Origin of the sequence: Paraburkholderia sp. GAS333 (genome assembly GCF_050435665.1) — a bacterium.
Classification (GTDB): domain Bacteria; phylum Pseudomonadota; class Gammaproteobacteria; order Burkholderiales; family Burkholderiaceae; genus Paraburkholderia; species Paraburkholderia fungorum_A.
Map to the genome: position 1 here is coordinate 1,416,594 of NZ_JBNDKS010000002.1, position 12,844 is coordinate 1,429,437.

General features: G+C 64.3%; 10 protein-coding genes. All 10 read left to right on the forward strand.

Going from position 1 to position 12,844, the window contains the following annotated elements; all coding sequences use genetic code 11:
* The first annotated feature begins 258 nt into the window (after positions 1-258).
* The 10 genes from ABH945_RS15460 (at position 259) to ABH945_RS15505 (ending at position 12,753) form a co-directional block, all read left to right on the forward strand.
* Positions 259-372: a hypothetical protein gene (locus ABH945_RS15460; protein ID WP_007175652.1), complete on the forward strand. Its 114-nt coding sequence runs from the start codon at positions 259-261 to the stop codon at positions 370-372.
* Complete coding sequence (gene kdpF / locus ABH945_RS15465) at positions 369-461, forward strand: K(+)-transporting ATPase subunit F (protein ID WP_007583461.1); 93 nt, start codon at positions 369-371, stop codon at positions 459-461. Before ABH945_RS15460 ends, kdpF begins: the two co-directional genes overlap by 4 nt.
* On the forward strand, positions 458-2,263 hold the full coding sequence (gene kdpA / locus ABH945_RS15470) for a potassium-transporting ATPase subunit KdpA (RefSeq protein WP_429251038.1): 1,806 nt from the start codon (positions 458-460) through the stop codon (positions 2,261-2,263). Before kdpF ends, kdpA begins: the two co-directional genes overlap by 4 nt.
* A 66-nt stretch (positions 2,264-2,329) precedes the next feature.
* Complete coding sequence (gene kdpB / locus ABH945_RS15475) at positions 2,330-4,414, forward strand: potassium-transporting ATPase subunit KdpB (RefSeq protein WP_429251039.1); 2,085 nt, start codon at positions 2,330-2,332, stop codon at positions 4,412-4,414.
* 30 nt (positions 4,415-4,444) lie between these two features.
* A complete protein-coding gene (gene kdpC / locus ABH945_RS15480; protein WP_429251040.1) occupies positions 4,445-5,023 on the forward strand; it encodes a potassium-transporting ATPase subunit KdpC in 579 nt (192 codons plus the stop codon).
* A 173-nt stretch (positions 5,024-5,196) separates the two neighbouring features.
* Positions 5,197-8,091, forward strand: coding sequence for a DUF4118 domain-containing protein (locus ABH945_RS15485; RefSeq protein WP_429251041.1), 2,895 nt, complete (start codon positions 5,197-5,199; stop codon positions 8,089-8,091).
* Positions 8,084-8,782, forward strand: a complete 699-nt coding sequence (gene kdpE, locus ABH945_RS15490; protein ID WP_074763500.1) for a two-component system response regulator KdpE — start codon at positions 8,084-8,086, stop codon at positions 8,780-8,782. Before ABH945_RS15485 ends, kdpE begins: the two co-directional genes overlap by 8 nt.
* 163 nt (positions 8,783-8,945) lie before the next feature.
* Entirely contained in the window at positions 8,946-9,266 is a 321-nt protein-coding gene (gene sugE / locus ABH945_RS15495; RefSeq protein ID WP_429251042.1) for a quaternary ammonium compound efflux SMR transporter SugE, read from the forward strand.
* Between the two features lie 290 nt (positions 9,267-9,556).
* Positions 9,557-10,168, forward strand: coding sequence for a DUF4126 domain-containing protein (locus ABH945_RS15500; RefSeq protein ID WP_074763502.1), 612 nt, complete (start codon positions 9,557-9,559; stop codon positions 10,166-10,168).
* Positions 10,165-12,753 carry an ABC transporter permease gene (locus tag ABH945_RS15505; RefSeq protein ID WP_429251043.1) on the forward strand — a complete coding sequence of 863 codons (2,589 nt, stop codon included), beginning with the start codon at positions 10,165-10,167 and terminating at the stop codon, positions 12,751-12,753. The genes ABH945_RS15500 and ABH945_RS15505 overlap by 4 nt, the downstream gene beginning before the upstream one ends.
* Positions 12,754-12,844 lie beyond the last annotated feature (91 nt).

Consider the following 12,844-nt stretch of genomic DNA (forward strand, 5'->3'; position numbering starts at 1 on the left):
GATCTTCAACCTCCTGATAAGTCGCGGGCACGGTAACGCGATGCGCGAATGGCGGGCGCCACCCGCACAGCCAGCACCACGAGCCGCCCACGCCAGGCTTTAAGTTCCTGCTAGCACATCCCAAGGCCGTTCCATCTCCGATGGAACGGCCTTCTTCGTTTACGCGATTTTTACGCGCGCCCCCCGTTCTTTGACCAGCCCTTTAGACGCTTCGGCATACCGTTCCATTTATCCAAAGTCCGTCAATGGAGAACAAAAATGGATGTGCTGTATGTCGGGGGGCTCGTGCTGTTTGCCGCGCTGACCTTTGCGTTGATCGCCGGCTGCGAGAAGTTGATGCAGTTCCGTCGTGGCCAGGGAGCACGGTCATGAACTGGATTCTATGGTTGTCCGGCGCGGCCACCGCGCTGTTGTTTGCCTATCTGGTCTATGCGCTGCTGCGCGCGGAGGACATTGAATGAACTCGAACAATGTCCTCCAGGCGGGGCTTTTCATCGTCGTGCTGCTGGCCGCCGCCGTGCCGGTGGCCCGCTATCTGAGTGCGGTGATGGATGGCAGCTCGCGCGTGGTCCGCTTCGGCGGCCCGCTCGAACGTTTGCTGTATCGCGTCGCGGGAGTCGATCCATCGCAGGAAATGGGCTGGAAGCACTACGCGATCGCCACTATCGCGTTCAACGTGATCGGCGTGCTGTTTCTTTACGTGCTGTTGCGCGTGCAAGGCTGGCTGCCCGCCAATCCGCAGCAATTCGGCCCGATGACGGTCGACGGCGCTTTCAACACCGCGATCAGTTTCGTCGCCAATACCAACTGGCAGGACTACACACCCGAGCAGACTGTCAGCTATCTGACGCAGATGCTCGGCCTGACCGTGCAGAACTTCTTGTCCGCCGCCACCGGTATCGTGGTGGTGATCGCGCTGATTCGCGGCTTCGGGCGGCACACCGCGCAAACCATCGGCAACTTCTGGGTCGACATCACGCGGGTGACGCTTTACGTGTTGCTGCCGATGTCGATGATCGTCGCGGCTCTGTTGATGAGCCAGGGCGTGATCCAGAACTTCAAGTCCTATCAGGACGTCCCGACGCTGCAAACCACCAGCTACGCCGCGCCGAAACTCGACGCGCAAGGCAATCCGGTGAAGGACGCGAAGGGCAACGCGGTCACGGTCGATACGCCCGTCAAAACGCAGACCATCGCGATGGGCCCGGTCGCCTCGCAGGAAGCGATCAAGATGCTCGGCACCAACGGCGGCGGCTTCTTTAACGGCAACTCGGCGCATCCGTTCGAAAACCCGACGCCGTTCTCGAACTTCCTGGAAATCTTCTCGATCCTGATCATTCCGGCCGCGCTCGCACTGGTGTTCGGACGCATGATCGGCGACCGCAAGCAGGGCGTCGCCGTGCTCGCGGCGATGACGATTGCGTTCGGCGTCTGCGTGTTCGGGGAAATCAGCGCGGAGCAAAGCGGCAATCCCGCGCTGACCGCGTTGAACGTCGATCAATCGGCGAATGCATTGCAGTCGGGCGGCAATGCGGAAGGCAAGGAAACGCGCTTCGGCATCGCGCAATCAGGCATCTTCACGGTCGCGACCACGGCGGCTTCGTGCGGTGCGGTCGCGAATACGCACGACTCGCTGACGCCGATCGGCGGCCTCTACCCGATGCTGTTGATGCAACTCGGCGAAGTGATCTTCGGCGGCGTGGGCTCCGGGATGTACGGGATGCTCGTGTTCGCGTTGCTCGCCGTGTTCGTCGCGGGGCTGATGATCGGCCGCACGCCCGAATACGTTGGCAAGAAGATCGAAGCGTACGAAATGAAGATGGTATCGATCGTCGTGTTGCTGACGCCGCTGCTGGTGCTGGTCGGCACGTCGATCGCGGTGCTCACCGACGCGGGCAAGGCCGGTATCGCGAACCCCGGCGCGCATGGTTTCTCCGAAATCCTCTACGCGTTCAGCTCGGCCGCGAACAACAACGGCAGCGCGTTTGCGGGGCTGTCCGTGAATACGCCGTTCTACAACTGGCTCACTGGCATCGCGATGTGGTTCGGCCGCTTCGGCACGATCATTCCGGTGCTTGCAATCGCCGGCTCGCTCGCCGCGAAGAAGCGCATCGGCGTGACCGGCGGCACGTTGCCGACGCATGGTCCGCTGTTCGTCGTGCTGTTGCTCGGCACGGTGCTGCTGGTGGGTGCGCTGACGTATGTGCCTGCGCTCGCGCTCGGCCCGGGTGTCGAACATCTGATGATGATGGGTGCGCATTGATGCTGCCCAGACGGCCCATGGTTGAAAACGCGGTTGAAAAGCGCAAACGGGATATTCGAGGATTCAATGACTGAACATAATGCAACCAGGTCCATGTTCGACCCGGCGCTGCTGCGCCCGGCGATCGTGGACTCCTTCAAGAAACTCACGCCGCGCACGCAGTTCCGCAATCCGGTGATGTTCTGCGTGTACATCGGCAGCATTCTGACGACCATTCTGTGGGTCGCCGCGCTCGGCGGCCAGGCCGAGGCGCCCGCCGGTTTCATTCTGGCGGTGACGTTGTGGCTGTGGTTCACGGTGCTGTTCGCGAACTTCGCGGAAGCGCTCGCCGAAGGGCGCTCGAAAGCGCAGGCGGCATCGCTGCGAAGCGCGAAAAAAGACGTGATGGCGAAGAAGCTCAACGAGCCGCATCCGAAGTCGCCGATCCGCATTCTGACGGCTTCCGATCTGCGTAAAGGCGACGTCGTGCTGGTCGAAACCGGCGACGTGATTCCCGCCGACGGCGAAGTGATCGACGGCGTTGCGTCGGTCGACGAATCGGCGATCACAGGCGAATCCGCGCCGGTGATCCGCGAGTCGGGCGGCGACTTCTCGTCGGTGACGGGCGGCACGCGCGTGCTGTCGGACTGGATCGTGGTGCGCGTCACCGCGAATCCGGGCGAGGCGTTTCTCGACCGGATGATCGCGATGGTCGAAGGCGCGAAGCGTCAGAAGACGCCGAACGAAATCGCGCTGACGATTCTGCTGGTCGCGTTGACCATCGTGATGCTGCTGGCCACCGCCACGCTGTTGCCGTTCTCGATGTTCTCCGTCGAAGCCGAAAAAGCAGGACATGTGGTGACGATTACCGCGCTAGTCGCGCTGCTCGTGTGTCTGATTCCGACCACCATCGGCGGATTGTTGTCGGCGATCGGCGTGGCCGGCATGAGCCGGATGATGCAGGCCAACGTGATCGCGACGTCGGGCCGGGCGGTCGAAGCGGCCGGTGACGTGGACGTGCTGCTGCTCGACAAGACCGGCACGATCACGCTCGGCAACCGTCAGGCTTCGCAGTTCGTGCCGGCGCCTGGCGTGACCGAAGAAGCGCTCGCGGATGCCGCGCAGTTGTCGTCGCTGGCGGACGAAACGCCGGAAGGCCGCAGCATCGTCGTGCTGGCGAAGCAGCGTTTCAATATCCGTCAACGCGATATGGCAACGCTGCACGCCGTGTTCCTCGCCTTCACCGCGCAGACGCGGATGAGCGGCGTCGATCTCCCCAACCGCGAAATCCGCAAGGGTGCAACCGACGCCGTGAAGCACTACGTCGAAGCCAACGGCGGCCGCTTCCCGACCGAAGTCAGCAACGCAGTCGCCGAAGTCGCACGACGCGGCAGCACGCCGCTCGTAGTCGCCGAGAAAGTCGAGCAGGGCGCGCGCGTGCTCGGCGTGATCGAGTTGAAGGACGTGGTGAAGGGCGGCATCAAGGAGCGCTTTGCCGAGTTGCGCAAGATGGGCATCAAGACGGTGATGGTGACCGGCGACAACCGCCTGACCGCAGCGGCCATCGCGGCTGAAGCCGGGGTCGACGATTTCCTCGCCGAAGCCACGCCCGAAGCGAAGCTCGCCACCATTCGCGCGCATCAGGCCGAAGGCCGTCTCGTCGCGATGACCGGCGACGGCACCAACGACGCCCCAGCACTTGCGCAGGCCGACGTCGCGGTAGCGATGAACACCGGCACGCAAGCCGCGAAAGAAGCCGGCAACATGGTCGATCTCGATTCGAATCCGACCAAGCTGATCGAGATCGTCGAGATCGGCAAGCAGATGCTGATGACGCGCGGCTCGCTCACCACGTTCTCGATTGCGAACGATATCGCCAAATACTTCGCGATCATTCCGGCCGCGTTCGCGACGACGTATCCGGCATTGAATGCGCTGAACGTGATGCATCTGGCGACGCCTGCGTCCGCGATCATGTCGGCGGTGATTTTCAACGCGCTGATCATCGTGCTGCTGATTCCGCTGGCGCTCAAAGGCGTGCGCTATCGCGCGCTCGGCGCGGCGATCCTGCTGCGCCGCAATCTGCTGATTTACGGCCTGGGCGGGATCGTCGTGCCGTTCATCGGCATCAAGCTGATCGATATGGTGCTGGCCGCGTTCGGCTGGGTCTAACCGCACTGGAATCAAAGGGAACTACCCATCATGAAAAATCTGTTCCGTCCGTTGATCGTGATCTTCGCGGTGCTCACCGCCGTCACCGGACTCGCTTATCCCGCCGTGATGACGGCAGTCGGTCAGGTGGCTTTCCGCGATCAGGCCAACGGCAGCCTGCTCGAACAGGACGGCAAGGTGGTCGGCTCGCAACTGATCGGCCAGCAGTTCGACGCGCCGCAGTACTTCTGGGGACGTCTGTCGGCAAGCAGCCCGATGCCGTATAACGCGCTCGGTTCGGGCGGCTCGAATCTCGGGCCGACCAACCCGGCGTTGCTCGATGAAGTGAAAGGCCGGCTCGACGCGTTGAAGGCCGCCGGGACCGATATGTCGAAGCCCGTTCCCGTCGATCTGGTGACGTCGTCCGGCAGCGGTCTCGATCCCGAGATCAGTCCGGCTGCGGCCGCGTATCAGATCGAACGCGTGGCGAAAGCGCGGCAGCTTGCGCCGAACGACGTGCAGGCGCTGGTCGACCGGTATACGACCGGCCGTCAGTTCGGCCTTCTCGGCGAACCGCGCGTGAACGTGCTGAAGCTGAATCTCGCGCTGGATGAGATGAAGCGCGGTTGAACGTCGAAGCTCGTGAAAGGCGGTGTCTGCGTGATGCCGCCTTTGCTTTTTGGCCGCTTACCCTGCACGGCAGCATCGCTACACGAACCCGCACAGCACGCTATTTGCGAGGCGGCGTTCGCCGTGCCACCATGCACACACCGCCGCCCGCTCGCCTATGACAACCATCCAGCATGAACCGCCCCGATCCTGACGAACTGCTCGACAAGCTGCAACGTGACGAAGAAAAGCGTCAGCGCGGCAGGCTGAAGATTTTCTTCGGCGCGTCGGCGGGCGTGGGCAAGACCTACGCGATGTTGCAGGCCGCGCGCCGCCGTCACGACGAAGGCGCGGACGTGCTGATCGGCATCGCAGAAACGCATGGCCGCAGCGAAACCGCTGCGCTGCTCGACGGGCTCGACGTGCTGCCGCTCGCGCATATCGACTATCGCGGCCGCAAGCTCGGCGAGTTCGATCTCGACGCCGCGCTCGAGCGCAAGCCGCAACTGATTCTCGTCGACGAACTCGCGCATTCGAACGTGCCCGGCGCGCGGCATCTGAAGCGCTGGCAGGACGTGTATGAACTGCTCGACGCGGGCATCGACGTTTATACGACGGTCAACGTCCAGCATCTGGAAAGCCTGAACGACGTGGTCGGCCAGATCACCGGTATTCGCGTGTGGGAGACGGTGCCCGACCGCGTGTTCGATCACGCCGACGAAGTCACGCTGGTCGATCTGCCCGCTGAAGAACTGCTCGACCGGATGCGCGACGGCAAGGTGTATTTGCCGCAGCAGGCCGAACGCGCGGTGCGCAATTTCTTCCGCAAGGGCAATCTGATTGCGCTGCGCGAACTGGCATTGCGCCGCACGGCGGATCGCGTCGATGCGCAGATGCGCGAGTATCGCGCCGACCGTTCCATTCAACGTATCTGGCAGGCGCGCGAGCGTTTGCTGGTGTGCGTCGGCCCTGGGCCCGAGGCGCCCGCGCTGGTGCGCGCGGCAGCGCGGCTTGCCGCGAGTCTCAAGGCCGACTGGCTCGCCGTCTATGTCGAAACGCCCGCGCTGCAGCGTCTGCCCGACGCGCGCCGCGAACGCACGCTGAACGCATTGAAGCTCGCCGCCGAACTCGGCGCCGAAACCGCGACGCTCGCGGCTGCCGATGCGCTTACCGCGCTGATCGGCTATGCGCAGGCGCGCAACGTGTCGAAGCTGGTGGCGGGCGCGTCGTCGCGAACCGGGGTGCGGCGCTGGCTGCGCAAGCCGCTTGGCGAGCGCATCGCGGAGCAGACCGGCGACCTCGATCTCACGCTGATCCGCACGTCGTCGTTACGCGCCGACGGCGAGCATCGGCAGTTGCTGAACACCACCGCGAACGCCTGGCGCGAGGCGCTGAGCGCGGCGCGCGAACGCCGTTCGCCGCCGCGCGCGTATGGCATCGCGCTGGCGATCTGCGCAGGCATTACGGTGCTGGCGAGCCGCCTGATCGACCACATCGATCTGGCGAACCTCGTGATGCTGTATCTGCTCGGCGTGATTTTTACCGCAGTGAAACTGGGCAGAGGACCGGGCGTCGTGCTGTCGTTTCTCAGCGTCGCTGCGTTCGATTTTTTCTTTGTGCCGCCGCGCATGTCGCTGTCGGTGTCCGACACGCAGTATCTGCTGACTTTTTTTGGCATGCTGCTGACCTCGCTCGTGATCAGCCATCTGACGTCGAGCCTGCGCCGCGAGGCGAGTGTCGCGCGACGCCGCGAGCAGCGCACCGGCGCGATGTACGCGATGGCGCGCGAACTGGCGGCGGCGCTGACCACCGAGCAGATCGTCGGGATCGGCAGCCGGCACGTGAGCGAAGTGTTCGGCGCGCGCGTCGCGATCCTGTTGCCCGACAGCGCGGATCAGGTCAAACAGAAAATCGAGGACCCGGACGCGGCGATCACGCTCGAAGGCGAACTGCTCGATAGCGACGTCGGCCAGTGGGTCTACGATCAGCAGAAGCCTGCCGGGCGCGGCACCGACACGTTGCCCGCCGCGAGCGCGCTGTATCTGCCGCTGAAGGCGCCGATGCGCACGCGTGGTGTGCTCGCCGTCGTGCTGCGCGACGAGCGCGAACTGGACGTGCCCGAGCGGCAGCGCATGCTCGACGCGTTCGCCGCGCAGATCGCGCTGGCGCTGGAACGCGTGCATTACGTCGATATCGCGCGCGACGCGCTCGTCAATATGGAATCGGAGCGGCTGCGCAACTCGCTGCTGTCCGCGATCTCGCACGATCTGCGCACGCCGTTGACGACTATCGTCGGTTTTTCGTCGATGCTGGCGCAATCGCGCGAGGCTCACCCCGGCGCGCAACCGGGCGACGACCTGGTCGAAGCGATTCACGAAGAAGCTTTACGGATGACGGGCATCGTCACGAATCTGCTCGATATGGCGCGGCTGCAGGCAGGCAGTCTGCAACTGAATCAGCAGTGGACGCTGCTCGAAGAAACCGTCGGCGCCGCGTTGCGCGCGTGCAGGCGCGTGCTGGCGGGTCATCCGGTGCAGGTGAAATTGCCCGCCGATCTGCCGCTGCTGCATCTCGACGCGGTGTTGATGGAGCGGCTCTTTTCAAACCTGTTCGAAAACGCCGCCAAATACACCGCGCCGGATTCGCCGTTGACGATCGGCGCGCAACGGCTGGACGCGGACGGCCGCGCGCTGGTCCGCGTGACGGTCGACGATAACGGCCCAGGTTTGCCCGCTGGCATGGAAGCACGCGTGTTCGAGAAATTTACGCGCGGCGAGAAGGAATCGGCGAAGCCGGGCATCGGTCTCGGCCTCGCTATCTGCCGCGCGATTGTCGAAGCGCACGGCGGTACAATCGGCGCGCTCAACCGGATCGCCGCGGATGGCCGCGTGGAAGGCGCGCGCTTCTGGTTCACGCTGCCGGTCGACACGCCGCCCGATGCCCCAGAGCCGCTGGAAGACGAAGCGATGGAGCCGCTGGTTCATACTGAACTGGGCGCCGTGATGCGCACCGATGCCGATGCCGCGCAACCTGCGGCTTCCGGCCACACCTCACCCCACAACCCGCTTTCCAAGCCTACCCATGAGTGACCCGAGCATCACGGTCGTCCTGATCGAAGACGAAAAGCAGATTCGCCGCTTCGTGCGCACGGCGCTGGAAGGCGAGGGCATCGTTGTGCACGACGCCGAAACCGGCAAGCAGGGTCTCGTCGAAGCCGCGACGCGCAAGCCCGACCTGGTGATCGTCGATCTCGGCCTGCCCGACACCGACGGACTCGACGTGATCCGCGAATTGCGGGGCTGGAGTGAGTTGCCGGTGATCGTGCTGTCGGCGCGGACCCAGGAAAGCGAAAAAGTCGCCGCACTCGATGCCGGCGCGGACGACTATCTGACCAAACCGTTTGGCGTCTCCGAGTTGCTGGCGCGAATCCGTGCGCATATGCGCCGGCGCAACCAGGGCGGCGCGAACGAATCGCCGCAGGTGCATTTCGGCGCGGTCACGGTCGACCTCGCTTTGAGGCAAGTGACGCGCGACGGCGCGGCGATCCATCTGACGCCGATTGAATACCGGCTGCTTGCGACGCTCGTGCGTCATGCGGGCCGCGTGCTGACGCACCGGCAGTTGTTGCGCGACGTGTGGGGGCCGTCGCATGTCGAGAGTTCTCACTATCTGCGCATTTACATGGCGCATTTGCGCGGCAAGCTGGAGCGCGATCCGGCGCAACCGGAGCATATCGTCACGGAGACGGGAGTCGGTTACCGGCTGGTGGGCGCGGCTTAATGGCGTTTAACGGCGCTTCAACACCGATTTAACCGCTGCGATATAGCGGATTCCCGCGCCAATTCAGCACACATTTCATTTTGATATAATTACATTTCGTAAGGACGACCTTGCGCATCTGCCACAAACGGGGACGGCCCCATTTTCATTCTGGAGCGGTCTCATGTCCTGGTTTCTGCTGCTGATTGCCGGTTTGCTCGAAGTCGCGTGGGCGGCCGGCCTCAAAACTTCCGAAGGTTTCACCCGCTTGTGGCCGTCCGTGTTCACGGTCGTGACCGCGCTCGGCAGCTTCGCGCTGCTCGCCGTCGCGATGCGCCAGTTGCCGCTCGGCACGGCCTACGCCGTGTGGACGGGGATCGGCGCGGTCGGCGCGTTCATCTTCGGCATCGTGATGATGGGCGAAGCGTTGACGGTAGCGCGGGTCGCCAGCGCGGCGCTGATCGTGATCGGTCTGATCGGATTGAAGCTGTCGTCGGGACACTAGGTTTTAGTATTTGCCTGATCGGACAAATCGATTAATCCCAGGAAAATACAACTGGCATGCCAATCGGTATGTCGGTTGTATGCCGATTTAACCGCGCTACTTGAAGCCACCAATTAATTACTCGCTGCGGCCGGTGAATTAACGTGGCTATAATGAGATGGAATACATCTGACGTTGCCCGCGGCCACTTTGGCGCGGCCGGCTTGGCGCGGGTCTGACGACTTCGACGCGGGCTTTATCCGACCCGCCCGTCGAAGCGCCCGGCACGCACAGCGCGCCTGGAGGCGGCCATGCTTGAATCACTTTCGCTCGCTGCGGGTCTCTCATGGGGCAGCGGCCTGCGCCTCTATCTGACGGTCCTGCTGGCCGGCGTGTTCGAACGCCTCGGCCTCATCCATCTTCCCGATACGCTGTCCGCGCTGTCGTCGCCGTGGGTGATCGGCGTGGCGGCGGTGCTGACCGTCACCGAATTTCTCGCCGATAAAATTCCCGCGTTCGATTCGTTATGGGATGCGGTTCATACGTTCATTCGCATTCCGGCGGGCGCGGTGCTGGCCGCCGGTGCGCTCGGTCACGCCGATCCGGCTCTGCTGACGGTTGCCGCGCTCGCGGGCGGTACGCTGGCGGGCACCGCGCATCTGGCGAAAGCGGGCACGCGCGCGCTGATCAATCTGTCGCCGGAACCGGTGTCGAATGTCGTGACATCGACCGCTGAAGACGGTCTCGTGGTTGGCGGCATGCTGCTGGCGCTGTTCGTGCCGCTGATCTTTCTGGTTTTGATGGTGGGCTTCCTGATGCTGGCCGGCTGGGCGTTGCCCCGGCTCTGGCGCGGCGTGCAGGGCGGTTTTCGCGGCATGGCGACCCATATGGTGTCGCGTTTTGCCAGGAGCAGGCACGATTGAGCGATACGGTACGGGGTTCCACGGCGCGCGCTAACGCGGGGTCGAAAGCGGCGCGTCGTTTTGGCGGCATGGATCTGTTGCGCCAGGCTATCCGCATGACGGCGCGCGACTGGCGCGCGGGCGAGTTGACGATGCTGCTGCTGGCGCTGGTGCTGGCCGTCGCGGCGTTGTCGAGTGTCGGCTTTCTGGCCGACCGCTTGCATCAGGGGCTGGAGCGCGACGCGCGGCGCATGATCGGCGCCGATTTCATCGTCCGGGGGGATCATCCTGTCGATCCCGTGTTCGCCGGACAAGCCAAAGCGCTGGGCCTGAACACGGCCAGTACGGCGATCTTTCCCAGCATGATCAACTCGACCGGCGCGCAGCCGGTGTCGCGGCTGGCCGCAGTGAAGGCGGTGTCGGACGGCTATCCGCTGCGCGGCGCATTGCGGATCACGTCCGCGCCCGGTTCGGCGGATCATCCCGCGCAATCGATTCCGTCGCCCGGCACCGTGTGGGCCGACCAGGCGTTGCTCGACGCGTTGAAACTGCATGTCGGCGATCCAGTGAAGGTCGGCAATCGCAGCTTCACGATCGGCGCGGTGATTACGCGCGAACTCGATCGCGGCTTTTCGTTCGTCAACTTCTCGCCACGTCTGATGCTGCGTGCCGACGAAGTCCAGTCGACCGGGCTGATCACGTTCGGCAGCCGCGTGACCTACCGTTTGCTGGTGGCGGGCACGGACGAATCAGTGGCGCGCTTTGCGCAGTTCGCGCACGACAAGGTGGACGGCGGCAAGATGCGCGGCGTCGCGCTCGAATCGTTGCAGGACGGCCAGCCGCAAGTGCGTCAGACGCTCGATCGCGCGAGTCATTTCCTCACACTTGTGTCGTTGCTGACCGCGCTGCTGGCGGCGGTCGCGATTGCGATGGCCGCGCATCGGTATATGCGTCGTCATCTCGACGGATGTGCGGCGATGCGCTGTCTCGGCGTCAGCCAGGCGGCGCTGCGCTCGCTGTTCACGCTGGAATTCGTCGGGCTCGGTTTGATCGGCGGCGCGCTGGGTGTGGCGCTCGGTTTCCTCGGCCATCTCGCGTTGCTGACCTGGCTTGGTTCGCTGATCGACGTCGCGCTGCCGTACCCGACCGCGTGGCCCGCGCTCGAAGGCATCGCCGCCGGCCTCGTGCTGCTGCTCGGCTTCGCGTTGCCGCCGCTGTTGCCGCTCACGCGTGTGCCGCCGGTGCGCGTGCTGCGTCGTGAGTGGGGCGAAGCGGGGCGCACCGCATGGGCCGCGTACGCGCTCGGCATTGTGCTGTTCGCCGCGCTGCTGATCGTCGCGGCGGGTGAGTTGAAGCTCGGCGGAATCGTCGCGGGCGGCTTTGCGGGCGGGCTGCTGGTGTTCGCGTGCATCGCGCGGCTGGCGCTGTGGGGCGCGGCGCGTTTCGTGCGCAGCGAGCGCGTGAATGCGGGGATCGGCTGGCGTTACGCGCTGGCGTCGCTCGAACGGCGCAGCAGTGCCAGCGCGTTGCAGATCACCGCGCTCGGCATCGGCCTGATGTGTCTGCTGCTGATCGCGATGACGCGCGACGACCTGGTCGCCGGCTGGCGCAAATCGACGCCGCCCGATGCGCCAAATGAATTCATCATCGACATTCAGCCGGATCAGCGTGACGCGGTTACGCATTTTCTCGACGCGCACGGCGTGCCCGGCACGGTGCTCGCGCCGATGGTGCGCGGGCGTTTGACGGCGATCAACGGCAAGCCGGTCAATCCCGATTCGTTCAAGGGCGACGACGCGAAGCGTCTGGTGGACCGCGAATTCAATCTGTCGTACACGACGGAATTGCCCGACGACAACCGGATCGCGGGCGGAACCTGGTACGGCGATACAAGCACGCCGCAGATTTCGATCGAGCAGGGGCTCGCGAAGCTGATCAACGTGAAGCCCGGCGACACGCTGCGCTTCGACGTGACCGGCATGCAGATCGACGCGCCCGTGACGAGTGTGCGCAAGCTCGACTGGGGCTCGTTCAGGGTCAACTTTTTCGTGCTGATGCCGCCCGCCGCGTTGCAGGATTTTCCGGCGACGTTCATCACGAGTTTTCATCTGCCGCCGGAAAAGCAGTCGACCATCGACGGCCTGATCGCCGCTTATCCGAATCTCACGGCCATCGACACCGGTCCTATCCTCGCGCAGATTCAGCGCGTGTTGCAGCAGGTGATCGGCGCGGTGCAGTTCCTGTTCGCGTTCACGCTAGCGGCGGGCGTGCTGGTGCTGTACGCGGCACTGGCCGGCACGCGCGATGAGCGTATGCGAGAATCCGCGCTGCTGCGGGCGTTGGGCGCGTCGCACCGGCAGATCCGGGCGGTGCAGATTGCCGAGTTCGTCGCGGTCGGCGCGCTGGCCGGTTTGATGGCGGCGGTCGGTGCGCAGATTATCGGCTGGGTGCTGGCGACGCGCGTGTTCGAGTTTTATCTGAGCTTCGATCCGTGGATGCTGCCGGTTGGGATTGCGGCCGGCGTCGCGTGTGCGGGTGTCGGCGGGTGGATGAGCTTGCGGCATGTGCTGGCGCGGCCCGCGTTGCAATCGTTGCGGGATGCGTGATACGTGACGGGTTTGACGGGATGCGCGAAGGCTGCTGGCCAGCTTGCATGACGTGGTTGCGTAGATTTTCTTTCTGGTTGTTTTTAGGTTG